This is a genomic window from Lentzea indica (genome assembly GCF_012184385.1).
Taxonomy (GTDB): domain Bacteria; phylum Actinomycetota; class Actinomycetes; order Mycobacteriales; family Pseudonocardiaceae; genus Lentzea; species Lentzea indica.
The window spans coordinates 1-18,192 of the sequence record NZ_VSRL01000180.1 but is presented as its reverse complement, the minus strand read 5'-3'; the positions used below and the strand labels follow the sequence as shown (position 1 = coordinate 18,192).

The window sequence follows — 18,192 nt, the reverse complement described above, 5'->3', positions numbered from 1 at the left end:
CGGCCGTCGTCGCCCTGCGCGGCGGCGGTCGGGGTGAGCCGCACTCCGCGCTGCTGCGGGCCGGCGCCGTCCAGCGACCGGACGGCCACCGTGTAGGACAGGACACCGCGGGAGTCGCGTTGCACGTCCAGCACGTAGAAGTGCAGCCGGTTGGCCTGGTCGACGAACTCGTACTCGCTGCCCGAGTTCGTGCCCGCGTGGAACAGGGCGTCGGACAGCTGGCGGTAGTCGCCGACCGTGATCGGGACCTTCGTGCCGTCGGGCAGGACGTAGTCGGTCATACCGATGTCCTGCGGGTTGGCGTCGATCACCCACGTGAACGGTGCGGCGTCGACGTTCTTGGTCTTGGCCAGCAGCACGCCCGCGTCCGGGGTGAACGAGTCGGCGCCCATCCGGTCCACGACCTCGAGCGTGTAGTTGTTGTAACCGCCGCCGTCGCAGAACGGGTTGGTGGCCACGTTGCACGCGGGTGTCTTGTCTCCGGTGCCGAGTGCGAGGTTGATGCCGGTCAGGCCTGAAGCGCCGGGATTGACCTCGCGCGCGGTGATCTTCGCAATGACCGTGCCGGAGCCGGCCAGGGCTTCCCGCGACAACCTGAGCACGTTGCGCTCGTCGACGATGCCGAGCTTGATCTTGTTGCGCAGCGTCTGCTGGGCGCCTAGCGACCCGCCGCCGGTCGACGGGATGGTCCAGCGGGAGTGCGGGCCGCCGGGGCCGTTGAACGCGCCGCGCGACAGCATGTCCCACGGGCCGCTGTAGTCACGGCGCGGCGGGCTGCCGTACGGGTTGTTGTAGTTGTCGCCGATGCCGAGGATGTGGCTCAGCTCGTGCGCGTACACGCCCTGGCCCGAACTCTCGGCCTGTGTGGAGGATCCGCCGCCCGCGTTGGGCCAGATCGCCGAGCCGGCCGCCCACGACGTCCAGTCGACGTACCGGGTGCGCGACCAGTTCGGCAGGGCGGGATCGGGCGGGCCGAAGGCGTCGGTCACGTCCTCCTTGGTCCGGAACTTCATCATCCCGAACTCCTGCCACGTGCCGGACTCGTCCTGGCCGGCCGACAGGTAGTAGATGAAGTCGTAGCCAGCAGGCACTTCCGAGCCGACGTCGGCCACCCACGCGGCACGGCCGTCGGTGCGGATGTTGCGGTTGCACGAGTCGCCAGCCGGGCAACCGGTGCCGCCCTGGAACTCCATGGCGTACTCGTGGTCCTTGCCCGGCATCGTGTACGGGCCGAACGCCTTCAGCTCGACGCCGTAGCGCCCGCCTGAGGTCTCCATCCAGTACTCGTGGACGGTGTGGCCGCGGTTGAGACCGTTCGGCTTGTTGAGGAAGTCCTCGTAGAACTGCCCGACCTGCGCGCGCGGAACGTTGCTCGCTTCCGCGCTCGGGTTGCCGAACACCGTGGAGTTCTTGGGCTGCGTGACGACGAACGGCTGGTTCGGGTAGTCCAGCAGAACCAGCGCGCCCTTGAAGTTCCGCACCGAACCCTTGACCGACGGGTCGGCCCAGTTGGTGCCGGGGATCTTCTTGTAGTCCCGTTCCCACGTCATGTGATCGGGGTTGACCCAGTTCTGCGGGTCGACGGGGCCGGGGAATCCCGCCTGCGCGAACACGCGGGCGGAGTCCCTGGACTGCTGCCACGGCTGCTGCTGCGGCCAGTGGTCGTGCTGCCAGTGGTGCAACGGTTCATCAGGAGGGGCTGCGGCGGAGTTGCCGGCGGTGACCATCGCGACCGAGAGGAACGCGGTGATCAGCAGGGCAGGGCGCCGGTGTCTGCGGTCCATACCACTTACCGTGGTGCAGAGCCGCCCCTGCCAACCACCCGTCGATCGTCGGCCGGTTGACGGAATTCTGGAAGATCGACCCGAACGGACGCACCGCGTGGTCTCGGCACGAACTGCACACTCCCGCCGTGTACGGCCACGATGTTCGCCACGATCGCCAGGCCCAGACCGGATCCGGGCAGGCCACGGGCGTCGGGCGCGCGCCAGAACCGTTCGAACGCCGACTTCCGGTGCTCGAACGGCAGTCCGGGGCCCTCGTCGCTGACGGTGAGCCAGCCCGGCCGCGAGCGGACGGTGATGGTGGAACTCGCCGGGGAGAACTTCACGGCGTTGTCCAGCAGGTTGAGCACGCTTCGTTCCAACGCGCCCGCGTCGCCCACGATCGACCATTCGGAGCGGTCGACGTCGAAGACGTGGTCGTGGGCGCGGCTGCGGGCACGTTTGACGGCACGGTCGATCACGGCGGCCACGTCGACGGGCTCGCTGGCCAGTTCACGGTCGTCGCGGGCCAGCACGACGAGTTCGGTGACGAGGTCGCTGAACTCCTGGCTCTGGGCCTGCAGCCTGTCGAGGACCTCACCGCGCTGAGGCAAAGGGCGGCCGGTGCGTTCGGCGCGGACCAGCAGGTCGATGTTGGTGCGCAGGCTGGTCAACGGGGTCCGGAGCTCGTGTGCGGCGTCGTTGACGAGATCTCGCTGGCGGCGCCGGGATTCGGCGAGAGCGGCGGTCATCGACGTGAAGGCGCGGCCGAGCCTGCCGACCTCGTCCTGGCCGGAGACGGTGACGGGGGTTGTGAGGTCCTCGGTGCGCGCGATGTGTTCTGCGGTCTCTGTAAGGCGTTCCATCGGGGCCAGGGCGCGGCGGGTCAGCCACAGACCGGCCCCGGCGACCAGCAGCGCACCGAAGACGGCCACGCCCACCAGTACCCCGGCGAGTGCGGTGAGCGTGTCGTCGATCTCCGCGAGGCTGCGGCTGAGGATCAGGACGTCGCCGTTGTAGAGCGGCTGCATGAGAACACGCGCCGACGTCCCGGATCTCGTCACGCCATCCCGGAACGTCGTCGTCCCCACGAAGTCCTCGGTGCCCGTCACGACCGGGTCGACGCCGGGTGGCGCGCACACGGTGCCGTCGGGGCTGAGCACCTGGATGCCCTGGAGCACCTGTTGCAGGCCTTCGTTGGGCAGGCCTTCGTCGCAGTGCAGCTTGAACTCCCGCCGCTCACCCGGCCCCGGCGGCCGGTCCATCCGCGGCGGCAGGCTCGCCTGCAACGACTTGTCGAGCTGCGAACGCAGGTTGTGCTCGGTCGCGAGCCAGGTGACGACGCTGATCCCGGCGATCGCCACCGCCACCACGCAGGCGGTGATCAACGCGAGTTTGCCGCGCAGCAGCACCGGGCCTTTCACGGTGACGACTCACGCAGGATGAAACCCATGCCGCGCACGGTGTGCAGCAGACGGGAACGGCCACCGGCCTCGGTCTTGCGACGCAGGTAACCGATGTACACGTCGAGGTTGTTGGTGCCCTGGTCATGCCCCCACACGGCGTATTTGAGGCGCTGCTTGGTCAGCAACCGCTCGGGATGACCCAGGAACACGGCCAGGAGGTCGAACTCCGTCGGCGTCAGGTCGAGCCGCTCGCCGCCGCGCACGACCTCACGTGCCTGCGGATCCATCCGCAGGTCGGCGAACTGCAACAAGCGCGGCGTCACGCGGTGCCGGTTCTGCTTGAGCAACGCGCGGACGCGGGCCAGGAGCTCCTCCAGCGCGAAGGGTTTGACCAGGTAGTCGTCGGCGCCGGCGTCCAGGCCCGTGACCTTGTCGCCGAGCGCGTCACGAGCGGTGAGCATCAGCACCGGCAACCGCTCCCCTGCCGCGCGCAACCGGCGGCAGGCCTCCGAACCGTCGACGTTCGGCATCATCAGGTCGAGAATGGCCAGGTCAGCGCGGTTGACGAGCCGCAGAGCCTCGGCGCCGTCCGCGGCGGTGGTGACCTCGTAGCCCTCGAACTCCAGGCTGCGCCGCAGACTGTCCCGCACGTCCGGGTCGTCGTCCACCACGAGCAGTCGCATGCAGGCGACGGTAGAACCGAAGTCTGTGAGCGAGCTGTGTGACGTTGTGGCCTCTCACGAATCTCTCAGCAGAAGCCAAGGACGTTCTCACGACAACGCCAGCAAGCTCGGTTCCACAACGGTCACGGCTGTGTCCAAAGTGGAACGGAGACCACATGGCGGTGAGCACCGCACAAGCCACGGGGACCGTGGACATCATGATTCCCGTCTACAACGAGGAACGCGCGCTGCCCGGCTGCGTCGAGGTGCTGCACGGGTTCCTGAGCGAGCAGTTCCCGTTCGACTGGTCGATCGTGGTCGTGGACAACGCCAGCACCGACCGGACGCTGGAGGTGGCCTCGGCCCTGGCCGAGAAGTACGAGCGGGTGCGCGTGCATCACCTGGACCGCAAGGGACGCGGGCTCGCGCTGAGAGAGTCGTGGGGTGCCAGCGAGGCAGCCGTCGTCGTCTACATGGACGTCGACCTCTCCACGGGGCTGGACGGGCTGCTGCCGTTGGTCGCGCCGCTGCTCAACGGGCACTCGGACCTGGCGATCGGCTCGCGGCTCGCACCGGGTTCGCGGACGGTGCGCGGACCGCGGCGCGAGCTGGTCTCGCGCGCCTACAACGCGTTGATCCGGCTCACCCACGGCGCGCGGTTCAGCGACGCCCAGTGCGGCTTCAAGGCCGCCCGCACCGAGGTCGTCCGGCCGTTGCTCGGCCAGGCCCGCGACGAGGGGTGGTTCTTCGACACCGAGCTGCTGCTCCTGGCCGAGCACAACGGGTTGCGCGTGCACGAAGTGCCGGTCGACTGGGTCGAGGACGTGGACAGCCGGGTCGACGTGGTCGTCACGGCGATCGACGACATCAAGGGGCTGATCCGCGTGGCGCGAGCCAAGGCCAACGGCACAGCGCTCGTGAACGGTCTGCCGCAGCGACCGCAGCCGCGTGCCATCCATCCTGACGCCGTACTGAGCCGCAGCGAGGGCGGGCTTTCCTGGCAAATGCTGTCGTTCGCGGTGATCGGCGTGATCTCCACGCTCGCGAACCTGGCTCTGTACGGCGTCTTCCGGCTGTGGTGGCCGGTGCTGGCGGCCAACCTCGCCGCGTTGGTGATCACGACACTGTTCAACACGGAGGCCAATCGCCGCTTCACCTTCACGGCCCGCAACACCACACGCGGCAAGACACACCTGCAGGGCTTCGTGGTGTTCGGCCTCTACTACGCGTTCACATCGGCCGCGCTGCTCCTGTTGCACGCGGCCTCCTCGAACCCGTCCCGCACGCTGGAACTGGTGGTGCTGCTCGGCTCGTCGGCCCTGGGCACCGTGGGGCGCTTCTTCCTGTTGCGGAGCTGGGTGTTCCGCAGGGACGACCGAAAGGACCAAGCATGACCGCCACTGCCGAAGTGGCAGCTCCGGCTGACGAACCGATCGACGCGCAGCGGCCTTCCCGTTGGCATGGCTGGGCGCTCGCGGCGATCTGCGTGCTGGCGGGAGCGCTGTACGTGTGGGCGATCGGCGCAGGCCAGGTCGGCAACCCCTACTACGCGGCCGCCGCGAAGTCCATGTCGACTTCGTTCACCAATTTTCTGTTCGGCTCGTTCGACCCGGCCGGCGTGGTGACCGTCGACAAGCCGCCGATGGCCTTGTGGCCGCAGGCGATCGCTGTGGCGGTGTTCGGGTTCCACGGCTGGGCGGTGTTGCTGCCGCAGGTGATCGAAGGCGTCGCGGCGGTGTTCCTGTTGCACCGCACCGTTCGGCTGTGGGCGGACGAGAAGGTGGCGCTGCTCGCCGCACTGATCCTCGCGCTGACACCGATCACGGTGGCGATCAACCGGGACAACAACCCCGACACGTTGCTCGTGTTGCTGCTCGTCGCCGCCGCTTACGCCTTCACGCGGTCCGTTCAGTCCGCGGAGAGCCGTCCGCGGACGAAGTGGTTGCTGTGGTGCGCGTTCTTCGTCGGCTGCGGGTTCCTCACCAAGATGCTGCAGGCGTGGATCGTGGTCCCCGGCTTCGCCCTGGCCTACCTGGTGGGGTCGAGCGCGCCGGTGAAGCGGCGGATCCTCGACCTGCTGGCGGCCGGTGCGGTGCTGGTCGCGTCGTCGTTCTGGTGGGTGGCGCTGCACGCGTGGTGGCCGGGCTCCAAGCCGTACATCGGTGGCAGCAAGGACGGCGGCGCGTGGGACCTCATCATCGGCTACAACGGCCTCGGCCGGGTGTTCGGCGGCAACGGCAACCGGGGAGGCAGCGGCCAGCAGCCGGAAATGATGATCTACACGCCCAACGGCGTCCAAACCGGTCCCGGCGCGATGTTCGGCGGCCAGGCGGGTGCGGCCCGCATGTTCGACGCCTCGGTCGGCGGCCAGATCTCGTGGTTGCTGCCGTTGTGCCTGCTGGTCCTGGTCACGGTGTCCGTCGCGGGCGTGCTGCGCCGGCGCAGGAAGCTTCCAGGCAATCCGGCCGAACGCGCCGGCTGGTTCATGTGGGGCAGCTGGCTGCTGGTCACAGCGGCGGTGTTCAGCTTCGCGCAGGGCATCTTCCACCCGTACTACACGACGATGCTCGCTCCCGCGGTCGCGGCGATCAGCGCTGCGGGGCTGATGATGTTCTGGCGTGCCAAGAGTTTCGTGCGGTTCCTGCTGCCGTTGGGGATCGCGATCACGGCGGCCTGGGCGTTCGTCGTGGTCTCGCGCGACACGTCGTTCCACGGGTGGACGCGGTGGGCCGTCCTCGGAATCGCGGCAGTGGCGATCGTCGTGCTTCTCGCCGGCCTGCGCCGGGCGGGCCTGGTGGCCGCGGTGGTCGCGATGCTGCTGACGCCTGCTGTGTGGTCGACGGCCAGCGCGGCCGCGGCGACCGGAGGTGGCGTGATGCCTGCCGCCGGGCCCGTGCAGATGGGCGGGGCCGCTACTTCAGCGGCCAGGTGCCCGGCCCGAACCAGGGAAGGCCTCCTCAGGACGGCGCGCAACAGCCAGGAGGGACGGGCCAGCCGCGGATCGGCATGATGCCGCCGGGTCCCGGTGGCGGCAACCGCGAGCTCACCGACGAGCAGAAGCGGATCCTGAAGTATGCCAAGGAACACGGTGGTGGCGCCGAGATCACTCTGGCGGTCGCAGGCCCGGCACAGGCAGCCTCGCCGTACATCATGGGCTCCGACGAGGTGGTGATCGGCATGGGCGGGTTCTCCGGCTCGGACAACGCGCCGTCGGTCGACCAGCTGCAGACCTGGGTCACCGAGGGCAAGCTCAAGTTCGTGCTCGGCGGCGGTGACCGCATGGGTGGTGGCGGCCCTGGCGGCCGCGACAGCAGCGGCCGCCAGGAGTGGATCAAGGAGCACTGCTCCACAGTCGACCCGAGTGCCTACGGCGGCGGATCAACGCAGATGCTCATGGAGTGCCACGCGTGAATCGGTTCGCTGACCGGCGTCTCCTCGACGCCGGTCAGCGCTTCGTCGTGCTTCGCGTCGTCGGTCAGCCCGAGCATGCGATGCACGTGTTCCTTGCTCGCTCCGAACATGAAGCACATGCCGTTGACGGTAGGCGCGCCGCCGGGGCCCGGGCTTCTCGATTCCTGCTCGCTGTCGCCGGTTGTTGACTTCTTCGGCCAACTCGTGTCGAACTGACAGCGACAGAGGGAGGCGCCATGACCGATCGCGGCGACCGCATTGTGAGCGTGCTCGAGGACGCCTTCACCGGGCTGATGGCGGCCGACCCGGCCGCGTTCCGGCACAAGTTCCGCAAGATGGCGGCCGAACCGTTCGCGTTCTACAGAGGCAGCGCGTGCCTGTTCTACGCCGACATGGCCGAAATGCCCGATGAATGGGCCGACGACCGCACCGGCCGCATCTGGATCCAGGGCGACCTGCACGCGCAGAACTTCGGCACCTACATGGACGCCGAGGGCACGCTGGTGTTCGACGTCAACGACTTCGACGAGGCCTACCTGGGCTCGTTCACGTGGGACGTCCGCCGGTTCGCCGCTTCGATGGCCCTGCTCGGGTGGCGCAAGGCCCTGCCGGACAGCGTGATCACCGACCTGATCCGCGCCTACGTCTCCGCGTACGTCGCCCAGATCCGTTCCTTCGCCGACCGCCCCGGCGACGAGCTCTTCAGCCTGCGCCTCGACAGCACCGAGGGCGCCCTGCACCGCGTGCTGCAACGGGCCCGCCTGGCCACCAGAATCGGCCTGCTGGACGAGAAGACCGTCATCGTCGACTACGACCGCAGGTTCCGCCGCGACCGCGACGGCATCCACGAACTGACGCCGGAGGTCCGCGCCTCGGTGGAGAGCGCCTTCGCGTCCTATCTGGACACCATCCCCACCGGCAAACGCGCCAGCAGCCGCACCTACACCGTCAAGGACGCGGTGGGCCGCAGCGGCTTCGGCATCGGCTCAGCCGGCCTGCACGCCTACAACATCCTCGTGGAGGGCCGCTCTCAGGCGCTGGAGAACGACGTCGTCCTCTCGATGAAGCAGGCCAACGTCGCCGCCCCCAGCCGCATCGTCCCCGACACGCGCATCCGCGAGTACTTCACCGACCACGGCCACCGCACCGCCGTCTCGCAACGCGCCCTGCAGGCCCACGCCGACCCGTGGCTCGGCCACACCCGGATCGACGGCGTCGGCTACGTCGTCGCCGAACTCTCCCCGTACGAGGCCGACCTCGACTGGTCCGACCTCACCGAGCCCGCGGACATGCTCCCGGTCCTCGGCTACCTGGGCCGCGCCACCGCGAAGATGCACTGCGTGGCCGACGAGGACTCCGCACAAACCCTCGTCGCCTTCCAGTGCGAGGAAGCCATCGCCACGGCCATCGGCGACCGCGAAGCCGCCTTCACCGACTCGATCGTCGCCTTCGCCCTCGACTACGCCCGCCAGACCCGCGAGGACCACCGCCTGTTCGTGGACGCGTTCCGCGACGGGCGCATCAAGGGTGTCGGCTCGACCGCGTAGGCCGTCCAGCGGTACGTTTGCGGCCAATCGAACCCCGCGCCTCGGGGCACAATTGCCGGCGTGAATGAGAGATCCTTGTCGGCTGTCGACGCCGTCCAGCGTTATGTCGTGGCGCTTCGCGAGATTCGGGGTCGTCTGTTCGCGGATCCCCCCGGCCTGGCCGGCGTGCAGGACATCATGCTCGCGGTGCGCTCTCACCGGACGATGGTCCGCGAGGGTCGGACGGCCGGCGAACGAGGAACTCAATGCTGCGTGCGCGCAACTCGCTGCCCGCGGCGAACTGCGGGTGATCAAGCAGGGCCGATGGTTCGCGCTGCCGCCATCCGACTGACGTTTCCAGCATCGTGAATCGCCACCAGAACTACGCCCGCGCCATCAACGAGCTCGCACTGGACGCGCTCGAAGGCACCCTTATTCGTTAGATGAGTACTCTGATCAATATGCGCATCCTCTTCTCAAGTGTTCCGCAGCACGGCCACCTGCTGCCGCTGCTCCCCCTCGCCCGCGCGTTCCAGGACCGCGGCCACGAGGTGGCTGTGCTGACCGCCGCGGGAATGGCACCGGTTCTTGCAGCTCAGGGGCTCGACCTGCTGGCGGCGGGGCCGTTGCCGGACGTGCTGTTCGCCGAGGTCGCACGAAGGACAGGTGCCGACCCGGCGAGCGCACCGACGCCGGACTCGGTGGCCGAGTTCTTCGCGGGCACCCGGATCGACCTGACGGCGGACGAGGCACTGGCCGCGACCAAGGACTTCCAGGCGGACCTCGTCGTTGCCGAACTGTGCGACTACGTGGGTCCTTTGATGGCTGCCGCGACGGACACGCCGGTCGCGACCCTGGCTTTCGGACCGCCGCTGCCGCCGGTGTTTACTGAGGCCATGGACGCCATGGCTCGCACGCGACACGGGGCGCGCGACCTGCCGTGGCAGCCCAGGCAATGGCTGCTGGACACCTGGCCCGCGTCGATGCGGGCCGACGAGTGGCAGCAGCCGGAGGGCTGGTTGCCGTTGCGCCCGGAGGCGTTCCGCGAGCCGGGGCGACCGGGGCGAAGCTGCCGGCGCCGGCACGGCCGCGGGTGCTGGTGACGTTCGGGACGTGGTTCGGCGAGCCGGCGAAGCTCAGCCCGTTGCTCCGCGCGCTGTCCACTTTGGACGTGGAGGTCGTCGTGACGCTGGGGCTGGCGGCCAAGCCCGATGAGTTCGACGTCGACCACGATCGGGTCACGTTTGTCGGGTTCACGCCGATGGACGACCTGCTCGACGGTGTTGACGTCGTTGTGACGCACGGTGGTGCGGGCACGACGGCGGCCGCGTTGATGAAGGGTGTGCCGCTGGTGGTGCTGCCGCAGGGCGCCGACCAGTTCTTCCAGGCCGAGCGGGTGGCCGCCGCCCGTGCCGGCATCGCGCTCAATCCGCCGTCGCAGACGCCGGAGGCGCTGGTCGCCGCGGTGAAGACGGTGCTGGAGGACGTGAGCATCCGGGAGAACGTCACGACGATCGCCGAGGAGATCGCCGCGATGCCGTCGGCGGACGAGGTGGCCGCGACGTTGGAAGCGGGTCGATGACGAGGCAGTACCACTCGCCGCGCCGTGCGCAGGACGCCGCCGACACCCGGCGGGACGTCCTGCGCGCGGCCGCGGAGTTGTTCTCCGCCAACGGGTATGCGCGCGTGACGGTGGCGGACATCGCCAAGCGGGCCAGGGTCGCACCCCAAACCGTGTACTCGAGCGCGGGCAGCAAGTCGGAGATCCTGCACAAGATCGTCAGCGAGTCGATCGGCAGGACCGACGCGGCGGCGACCACGGAGGCGATCCGGCGGACCGACGGCCTGGCGACGGCGTTGACGTTGCTGGCCAAGGGAACCCGCGTGGGCAACGAGAACGAGCAACAGATCGTCGAGGTGCTCTACGGCGCGTTCCCGGTGCACGAGGACGGCGCCGCGCTCTGGAAGCAGAGCACCAGCGCCTATCGGCAGGCGCTCAGCGAGGTCGCAGAACACCTGCGGGACAAGGGACTCCTCAAGATGGACGTCGAACGGGCCACCGACGTGCTGTGGTTCTGCTTCGGCTTCGGCGCGTGGCGGACCCTCGTCAAGGAATGCGGCTGGTCCTGGGACGACGCCGAGCGCTGGCTCGCCCAGCAGGCCATCACGATCTTCACCCACTGAGCGGGGAACCGTGGACATCGAGACTCCGCAGGACGCGGCGACGAACGGGCTGATGCTCGCGTTCGGACGGTTGCAGGGCGCGGCGAACCGGTTGGAACACCTGCTCGGCCGTGCGCTGGAGCAGGAGTGCGGGCTCACGCATCTGGAGTTCGAGGTGCTGCTGATTCTCGGCAGGGCGGGCGAGCCGGGAATGTCGATGCGCGCGATCAGCCAGGAGCAGGTGCTCACCACGGGAGGGGCGACGCGGGTGATCGATCGGCTCGAAAGGGCCGGCCTGGTGGCACGCATCGCACACCCGACGGACAAGCGCGGCCGCCTCGCGAAGCTGACGCCCAAAGGCGCGAAGACTGTGGTCGACGCGGCGAAAGTGCACCTTGAGAACATCAAGAAGTACTTCCTGGCGCCACTTCCCGAGGACCACCGGGACCGGTTCGCCGAGGACCTCAAGATCCTCAGCCACTCCGCCAGGGACGCGCTGCCGCCCCTGAAGTGAACCGGGTCACACCACGAAATATCTGACGAGTCAGATACTTTGTACCGGTCGTGAAGCTCGTCTACGTCTTCGACGCCTACTGCGGCTGGTCGCACGCTTTCTCCGGCACCCTGCAGACGGTCACCGCACGCCATCCCGAGCTGCCGGTCGAGGTGATCTCCGGCGGCCTGTTCACCGGCGAGCGCCGGGTGCCGATCCGCGAGTTCGGGTTCATCAAGGACGCCAACGTCCAGGTCACCGCACGGACCGGAGCGAAGTTCGGCGACGCCTTCAACGCGCTGCTCGACGAGGGCACGTTCGTCATGGACTCCGAAGCCGCCGCACGAGGTCTCATCGCGTTGCGCCAGGCCGCGCCGGACCGAGCGGCCGAGCTGGCCGTCGCGATGCAGAACGCGTACTTCCACCACGGCAGGAGCCTGTCCGATCCGGACACCTACCGGATGATCGCCGAGGACTTCGGCTTCGACGCCGACGCGGTGGTGGCCGCGTTCGAGAGCGCGTCACCCGAAGCCGAATTCGGCCGCGCGGCACGGCTCGGCGTCAGCGGTTTCCCGACGTTGATCGCTGTCCGCGGGTCCGAGATGTACGCGCTCGCACGCGGACACGCCTCCGCGGACGAGATCGAGCAGCGCTTGGAAGCACTGAGCCGAAGCTAGGGCCTGTTTCTCGGATCCGTGTTCGCGATAGTCGGGCCTGAGGCGGCCCGTGGGGGCACGGGCGACAGACCCATATACAACACCGGTATGCGGGTCTGTCGCCCGCACCGCCAGGAACCACCTCAGGCTCGACTCTCATCGAACGAGATCCGAGAAACAGGCCCTAGTGGATCAGGCCGTGGTGGCGGTTCGTCCACGCTGCCACGGCCGGCAGCACGTCGGTGATCCACTCGCGAGCGGCGGCGGTGAGCTCGTAGCGCGCGGCACGGCGGAGTACGAAACCGTTGTCCTGCAGGCGCTCCAAGGTCCGGATCACCTTCGGCCCGAGTGCGGGGACGAGGTCCTCCATCGCCTTGGCACCGTCGGACAGCGCGACCAGGACCTGGGGAAGCTGGTCGCTGCTCATCAAGTCCTGCAACACGAGCAGGTGGTGCAGCGCCGAGGCATCGGTGTTCCGCTCGGCCGCGAACGCGCTCGGGTCGTGCATCTGGACGCGGGCCCTGCCGTTGCGCTTCGCCCGTTGCAGCGCCGCGTCGGTGTCGCGGACCAGGTCGATGAGCGCGCCATCGCTGCCGGGGACGTGGGACGCGACGCCGATGGACGCGGTCTGGCCGTGCAGCGTGAGGCCGTAGCCGTCGTTCGTGGTGATCTCGGTCTGCAATGCGCGGATGCCGCGCAGCATTCGTTCGGCGACGACGGCCGCTTCACCGCCCGTGGTGCGCGGCAGCAGCACGAGGAACTCATCGCCGCCGTACCGGCACACGAGGTCCGACGAGCGGGTGTGCGTCGTCAACACGTCGGCCACGTCGCTCAGCACGACGTCGCCGGCGGGGTGGCCGTACTCGTCGTTGATCTTCTTGAAGCGGTCGAGGTCGATCATGAGCAGCGCGACCTGTTCCCACCGGCGCTGGGCGCGGCGGTACACCGCGGGTGCCTGATCGTCCCAGCCCCAACGGCCGAGCAGGCCCGTCAGGCGGTCCGTTGCCCACGCGCCGACCGGCTGTGCGCACGAACCGCAGCGTGAGGGAGCGCTCTCGTCGTGCAGGCGCAGAGAACCGTGGTTCACCGGAAGCCCCATCCGCGCAGTCGTCATGAGTCCCCCCAGACTTCAGCTCTGACTGGCTCCGAACTGTCCCTTTCAACTCAGGTGACGTCGTTCGGATCAAACGCGACACATCAGTTGAAGCGGCGGAGTGTGATCATAGAGCTACGGACAGGTGGATTCAACCCCTGTGATGCCATATGCTCGCTTGGTTCCACAACAGTGGAATGATCGCCGGCCACGAGTCGCTCCAGCGGAGGTGTGGCGTGAGGCCGTTCGCCGAGGTCCTCAACGAGCTGTGCAACAACCCGCCCAACGGCCGAGGCAAGGTGACCAACGTAGCGCTTGCCGCCGCGGTCAAGTCACGGGGTGGGGACATCGGGCACGGCTACATCTCGCAGCTGCGGCTCGGAGTGAAGGACAACCCGACCTGCCAGGCCATCGTCGACCTCGCGGGCGCGCTCGGCGTGCACCCGGCCGTGTTCCTCGGCGGCCGCAGCGAGTTACACCCTGGAGAGCAGCCCGGTTGGCGTGCCAACGCTTTGACCACGCTCTTCGGGGCCGTCCACCCACCGGACCGCGGGCCGTGGTCGCCGGAGGAGGTCGCGGCGTCGATCAGCTCGTCCGGCCAGTTCGGCAGCATCTCCGCGAGTTACATCCGCGAGCTGTTGAGCAACACCAGCGACAACCCGCGGCTCAAGCACATCCTCGGCCTGGCCGACCACTTCGGCGCCGATCCTGCGTACTTCTTCGACGACGACCTCGCGGCGCGGGTCGACTCGGAGCTGACAGACTTCCTCGCACTGCGCGAACTCGGCGTCGTCGAGTTCGTCACCCGTCTGGCCGAACGTACGGGTGATCTGTCCCCGCAGGCCAGGGCTGCTGCGGTAGAAGGGTTCCGGCAGGCGCTCGAGGTCGGCGAGGGCTGGTCGTTCCCGCTGAACAGCCGCCGTACGTCTCCGGACCACACTTGATGACGACGCCGGCGTGAAGATCTCAGCCTGGACCGCTGCAGACGACATCGAGAGGAGGCGACGGGTGAACCGCAGGAAACTGCGCAAGCTGGTCGACGAGGTCGCCCGCGACCTCGACCTGCCGCCCGACGCCACGCACAGGGACGCGAGCCGCAGGGTCTGCGAGCTGATGAGCGAGCGGCTGGGGCGTCACGTCGACGTCCGCTTCGCCGCCATCACCAACGCCGTCTGCCTGAGCGGCGCGACCGCGTTGCTCGAGAACGGCACGTATCTCGTGATCTGCGCCGACTCTCCGTCCTGGTACCACCGCCTGCACGTGCTGCTGCACGAGTTCGCGCACGTGTTGCTGAAGCACGAGCCCGTTGCGCTGAGCCGCAGCGAGGGCATGCGCAAGCTCGCGCCGCACCTGCTGCCGAGGATGGCGCAGATCATCGCCGGCCGGACGACCCTGACGGAGGACGAGGAGCGCGAGGCGGAGAACCTCGCCGACCACCTGCTGGAACGCTTGACGGAACACAGGGTCTGGGCCGACACGGCCACCACCGAGGAACCGGCGCACGTGCGGCGGGTGGCCGAGTCTCTCGAAGGAAGATCTCGCTGGGTGCGTCGTGGCGATCTTTAACCTGATCTACCTCTCGTGCGGCATCGTCGGTCTGCTCCTGCTCGCGTACAAGATCCGTGCGCTGCGGTCGAGCTGGGGCAGCCCGAGGGTGGTGGCGTTGATCTCCACCGTCTTCTTCTCCGCCTTCGCCGTGCTCTTCGCGGCGCCCGCGAACATCACCTGGATCAACTGGGTCAGCGGCGTGCCGAACTTCGCCGCGCTGCTCGTGTACAGCCTGGTGGTCTGCTTCGCGGGTGCGTCGTTCGCGCTGGTGCTGTACTGGCGCTACCCGGCTGTCCAAGCGTGGCAACGGGTCCGGCTGATCCTCGTCAGCTACGGCTCGATCGTCGCGGCGATGATCGTGCTGTTCTTCAAGTCCGAGGTCGAGGAAGAGCGCCAGGTCGACTTCGACACGTTCTACGCCACGCAGCCGACGGTGGCGGTGTTCCTGTTCATCTACCTCGTGGCCACCGGGGTCGGCTGCGGCGGCCAGGCGTACCACTGCTGGCAGGGTGCGCGGGACGAGGCGATCTCCGCGCGTCCGTGGCTCGCGCGCGGCCTGCGCTGGTACTGCTTCGCCGGGCTCTTCCCGGTGGCGTTCGCGGGCACCAAGCTCTTCGTGCTGCTGATGGACTGGGCGGGCGAGCGCAGCTTCGACGTGCTCAGCCTGACCGCGCCGCTGATGGCGTCGCTGTCGATGATCCCGCTCGTGATCGCGATGGCGCTGCCGGTCTTCGGCCCGCGCCGCCCGTCGCCGTCGCTGTGGTTGCGGCGCTGGCGCACGTACTTCGCGCTGCGACCGCTGCACCGCGCTCTGGTGCACGTGAACCCCGGCATCGTGCTGGTGGCACCGGGCAAGTTCCTCAACCCGCACCACCGCGTGCGCCGGCAGATCATCGAGCTCAACGACTGGCGCTGGGCGCTCACGCCGTACTTCGACCTGACCGTCGGCGAGGCCGCGACCTCCCTCGCACGTCAGGCCTCACTGCCCAAGGACGAGATGGCGGCCGTTGTGGAGGCCGCCCAGCTGCGGGCCGCCGGCACGTCCGGCGGGCGTTCGCGCCCGGCCAAGCGCCGTCCCGCCTCGGAGATCGTCGACGGCACCGACCTCGCCGCCGAGCACGACAGATGGGTGCGGATCTCGCGTGCGTACCAGCATTCGCCGATAGTCGACGCCGCCGTCGCCGACGCGGGACGCGTGGATGCAGCAGGGGGAATTGATTAGATGGCACCCACACACGCCGTTGTCCTCGGAGGAGGACTCGCGGGCATGCTCGCGGCATCCGTCCTCGTCAGACACGTCGACGAGGTCACCGTGGTGGAGCGCGACAAGTTACCGGACGGGCCTTCGCCTCGATCCGGTGTGCCCCAGGCCCGGCACGCGCACCTGCTGATGTCCGGTGGCGCGCGGGCGATCGAGTCCTTGCTGCCAGGAACGTTGGACGCGTTGTTCTCGGCAGGGGCGCATCGGATCGGGGTGCCGAACGACCTGGTGTCGTTGAGCGCTCAGGGATGGGTGCCACGGTTTCCGGAGATGCAGTTCATCGTCTCGTGCAGTCGTTCGCTGCTGGACTGGGTGGTGCGCGGCCAGGCGTTGCGGGACAACAAGATTTCGGTGCTGACCGGCACTGAGCCGGTGTCGTTGCTCGGTGATCGGCACGCTGTCACCGGTGTGGTGGTCGAGGACAGGGTCTCGCGTGAGCGGATCTCGCTGGAGGCGAACCTGGTCGTCGACGCGACCGGACGGGGCTCGCGGTTGCCTTCGTGGCTGGTCTCCTTCGGGTTGCCCGAGGTGCACTCCGAGAGTGTCGACTCCGGACTTGCTTATGCCACACGGATTTTCCGCGCTCCTGCCACCGCTGCTTCCGGTTTTCCGATCGTCAACGTGCAGGCGAACCCGCGTGATCCGCATCCCGGGTGCACGGCCACCCTGCTGCCCATCGAGGACGGACGGTGGCTGGTCACGTTGTCCGGGACGCGTGGTGGTGAACCCTCGACCGACGAGTCGGAGTTCGTCGCGTTCGCGCGGTCGGTGCGCAACCCGGTCGTCGGTGAGCTGATCGCTTCGGCCGAGCCGTTGTCGCCGGTGTACGGGTCGCACAGCACCGCGAACAGGCGGATGTTCTTCGAGCGCATGAAGTCCTGGCCCAGCGGGCTTCTGGCGTTGGGTGACTCGGTAGCGACGTACAACCCCGTTTACGGGCACGGGATGTCGATCGCGGCGCAGAGTGCCCAGGCGCTGGACGCCGGGATGCGGTCCGGGCACGGTGCCCAGCAGATTCAACGCGCCATCGGCAAGGTGGTCGACGGGGCCTGGGCGATGGCCACCAACCAGGACATCCTCTATCCGGGGGCGGTCGGCAAGCCGTTGCCGTTGGCCGGGCGGGTTCTGCAGCGTTACGTGGACCGGTTGGTGCGCACGGCGACCACCGAGGCCGCTGTCACTCGGGCGTTCATCGACGCCTTCACGTTGTCGGGGCCGATGGCGAAGCTGATGAGCCCCAAGGTGATGTGGGCGACCATGCGCGGGCCCCGGCGCGAGGTGTCGCCGGAGCCGACGCTGACGGCGGACGAGCGGGAGCGGGTCACCGGCTGACAACACGCGGGGCGGTCATCGCCCGTGTCACGTCTGCGGGGTGAAGTCCGCGCTCTGCACGTAGTCCATGGCCTTGATGAACGCCGGGTCCTGCAGCCTGGCGTTCAGCTCCTCCGCGGTCGGCTCGGACACGCGCTGGTGCAGCCACCACAGGTTGCCGAACGGATCGGCGAACCGGCTGACCCTGTCGCCCCAGAACAGCTCGGTCGGTTCCGTGAGGATCCTGCTGCCGCGCTCGACCGCGCGCTTGAGGGTCTCGGCGTCGTCTTCGACGTAGAGGCGGAGGAACGCCGGGGTGGGCGGCCAGTCCTCCTTGTCGAACAGCATCACCACCGAGTCGCCGATGCGGACCTCGGCGTGGCCGATCCGCGGTGCCTCGCCCACGCGGCCGAGCTCTGTCGCGTCGAACACCTCCGTGATGAAGTCGATCAGCTCGGCCGTGTGGCCTCGGGTGATCAGCCACGGCGTCACGGTGTGGTAGCCCTCTGGCACAACGTTCATCGGTCTCTCCCTTGGTCGTTGGGATGACCGTATGCCGCATGTAGGACCGTTTCGGTCCTAGTTCTGGCATAGGTTGTGGCCATGAGTGATGCGGCCCGGTTGTTGCGTCTGCTGTCGTTGCTGCAGACACCCCGCGAGTGGCCCGGCAGTGAGCTGGCCGAACGGCTCAGCGTCACGCCGCGGACGGTGCGGCGGGACGTCGACCGGCTGCGCGACCTCGGGTATCCCGTCGAGGCCACCATGGGCGTGCTCGGGCGGGTACCGGCTCGTCGCGGGCACGGCGATGCCGCCGCTGCTGCTCGCGACGAGGACGGCCGTCGCCATCGCGGTCGGGCTTGCGCACCGCCGCCCGGCAACCGGTCGCCGGCATCGCCGAG

Annotated in this window: 19 protein-coding genes and 1 pseudogene; 14 read left to right on the top strand and 6 right to left on the bottom strand. The window is 68.6% G+C overall.

Annotated features, from left to right (window positions below):
- From FXN61_RS34690 to FXN61_RS34680, 3 genes are all read right to left on the bottom strand, one after another.
- Positions 1–1,784 (bottom strand): M6 family metalloprotease domain-containing protein (locus tag FXN61_RS34690; protein ID WP_167978171.1); only part of this gene is annotated, 1,784 nt, incomplete at its 3' end.
- Between the two features lie 5 nt (positions 1,785–1,789).
- Positions 1,790–3,187: an ATP-binding protein gene (locus FXN61_RS34685; protein ID WP_312878214.1), complete on the bottom strand. Its 1,398-nt coding sequence runs from the start codon at positions 3,185–3,187 to the stop codon at positions 1,790–1,792.
- The gene (locus FXN61_RS34680; protein WP_167978170.1) at positions 3,184–3,852 is read right to left on the bottom strand and encodes a response regulator transcription factor; all 669 of its coding nucleotides are present in this window, start codon (positions 3,850–3,852) and stop codon (positions 3,184–3,186) included. Before FXN61_RS34680 ends, FXN61_RS34685 begins: the two co-directional genes overlap by 4 nt.
- 155 nt (positions 3,853–4,007) lie before the next feature.
- Between FXN61_RS34680 and FXN61_RS34675 the strand changes: the two genes are divergently transcribed.
- The 3 genes from FXN61_RS34675 to FXN61_RS53220 are packed head-to-tail and all read left to right on the top strand — an operon-like array spanning position 4,008 to position 7,242.
- Positions 4,008–5,225 carry a bifunctional glycosyltransferase family 2/GtrA family protein gene (locus tag FXN61_RS34675; RefSeq protein WP_167978169.1) on the top strand — a complete coding sequence of 406 codons (1,218 nt, stop codon included), beginning with the start codon at positions 4,008–4,010 and terminating at the stop codon, positions 5,223–5,225.
- Positions 5,222–6,841, top strand: coding sequence for an ArnT family glycosyltransferase (locus tag FXN61_RS34670; protein ID WP_246292377.1), 1,620 nt, complete (start codon positions 5,222–5,224; stop codon positions 6,839–6,841). The genes FXN61_RS34675 and FXN61_RS34670 overlap by 4 nt, the downstream gene beginning before the upstream one ends.
- A complete protein-coding gene (locus tag FXN61_RS53220) occupies positions 6,838–7,242 on the top strand; it encodes a mannosyltransferase YkcB-related protein (RefSeq protein ID WP_246292376.1) in 405 nt (134 codons plus the stop codon). The genes FXN61_RS34670 and FXN61_RS53220 overlap by 4 nt, the downstream gene beginning before the upstream one ends.
- On the opposite strand, the gene FXN61_RS34665 is transcribed toward FXN61_RS53220, so the two are convergent.
- Positions 7,197–7,361, bottom strand: a complete 165-nt coding sequence (locus FXN61_RS34665) for a hypothetical protein (RefSeq protein ID WP_167978168.1) — start codon at positions 7,359–7,361, stop codon at positions 7,197–7,199. The two genes, FXN61_RS53220 and FXN61_RS34665, sit on opposite strands and share 46 nt — an antisense overlap.
- A gap of 117 nt (positions 7,362–7,478) precedes the next feature.
- Between FXN61_RS34665 and FXN61_RS34660 the strand changes: the two genes are divergently transcribed.
- The 6 genes from FXN61_RS34660 (at position 7,479) to FXN61_RS34640 (ending at position 12,101) form a co-directional block, all read left to right on the top strand.
- On the top strand, positions 7,479–8,789 hold the full coding sequence (locus tag FXN61_RS34660) for a DUF2252 domain-containing protein (protein WP_167978167.1): 1,311 nt from the start codon (positions 7,479–7,481) through the stop codon (positions 8,787–8,789).
- Positions 8,790–9,229: 440 nt separating this feature from the next.
- A complete protein-coding gene (locus FXN61_RS51010; RefSeq protein WP_223165723.1) occupies positions 9,230–9,871 on the top strand; it encodes a glycosyltransferase family protein in 642 nt (213 codons plus the stop codon).
- Positions 9,868–10,350: a glycosyltransferase gene (locus FXN61_RS51005; protein WP_223165722.1), complete on the top strand. Its 483-nt coding sequence runs from the start codon at positions 9,868–9,870 to the stop codon at positions 10,348–10,350. Before FXN61_RS51010 ends, FXN61_RS51005 begins: the two co-directional genes overlap by 4 nt.
- Positions 10,347–10,952 carry a TetR/AcrR family transcriptional regulator gene (locus FXN61_RS34650; RefSeq protein ID WP_167978166.1) on the top strand — a complete coding sequence of 202 codons (606 nt, stop codon included), beginning with the start codon at positions 10,347–10,349 and terminating at the stop codon, positions 10,950–10,952. Before FXN61_RS51005 ends, FXN61_RS34650 begins: the two co-directional genes overlap by 4 nt.
- Positions 10,953–10,962: 10 nt before the next feature.
- On the top strand, positions 10,963–11,445 hold the full coding sequence (locus FXN61_RS34645; protein ID WP_312878213.1) for a MarR family winged helix-turn-helix transcriptional regulator: 483 nt from the start codon (positions 10,963–10,965) through the stop codon (positions 11,443–11,445).
- 50 nt (positions 11,446–11,495) lie between these two features.
- A complete protein-coding gene (locus FXN61_RS34640; RefSeq protein WP_167978165.1) occupies positions 11,496–12,101 on the top strand; it encodes a DsbA family protein in 606 nt (201 codons plus the stop codon).
- A gap of 163 nt (positions 12,102–12,264) precedes the next feature.
- Here FXN61_RS34640 and FXN61_RS34635 read toward each other — a convergent pair whose 3' ends face one another.
- On the bottom strand, positions 12,265–13,194 hold the full coding sequence (locus tag FXN61_RS34635) for a GGDEF domain-containing protein (RefSeq protein WP_223165721.1): 930 nt from the start codon (positions 13,192–13,194) through the stop codon (positions 12,265–12,267).
- Between the two features lie 215 nt (positions 13,195–13,409).
- Between FXN61_RS34635 and FXN61_RS34630 the strand changes: the two genes are divergently transcribed.
- The 4 genes from FXN61_RS34630 (at position 13,410) to FXN61_RS34615 (ending at position 17,314) form a co-directional block, all read left to right on the top strand.
- Positions 13,410–14,117 (top strand): hypothetical protein, encoded by a 708-nt coding sequence (locus tag FXN61_RS34630; RefSeq protein ID WP_167978163.1) that lies wholly within the window; start codon positions 13,410–13,412, stop codon positions 14,115–14,117.
- A gap of 64 nt (positions 14,118–14,181) precedes the next feature.
- Positions 14,182–14,739 (top strand): hypothetical protein, encoded by a 558-nt coding sequence (locus FXN61_RS34625; RefSeq protein WP_167978162.1) that lies wholly within the window; start codon positions 14,182–14,184, stop codon positions 14,737–14,739.
- Entirely contained in the window at positions 14,726–15,943 is a 1,218-nt protein-coding gene (locus tag FXN61_RS34620) for an MAB_1171c family putative transporter (protein WP_167978161.1), read from the top strand. The genes FXN61_RS34625 and FXN61_RS34620 overlap by 14 nt, the downstream gene beginning before the upstream one ends.
- Entirely contained in the window at positions 15,944–17,314 is a 1,371-nt protein-coding gene (locus tag FXN61_RS34615; protein ID WP_167978160.1) for an NAD(P)/FAD-dependent oxidoreductase, read from the top strand. It begins immediately after the preceding gene.
- Between the two features lie 27 nt (positions 17,315–17,341).
- On the opposite strand, the gene FXN61_RS34610 is transcribed toward FXN61_RS34615, so the two are convergent.
- Positions 17,342–17,815, bottom strand: a complete 474-nt coding sequence (locus FXN61_RS34610) for a VOC family protein (RefSeq protein WP_167978159.1) — start codon at positions 17,813–17,815, stop codon at positions 17,342–17,344.
- 81 nt (positions 17,816–17,896) lie between these two features.
- Here FXN61_RS34610 and FXN61_RS34605 point away from each other — a divergent pair.
- Positions 17,897–18,192 (top strand): annotated as a pseudogene (locus FXN61_RS34605) (helix-turn-helix transcriptional regulator); the annotation flags it as partial.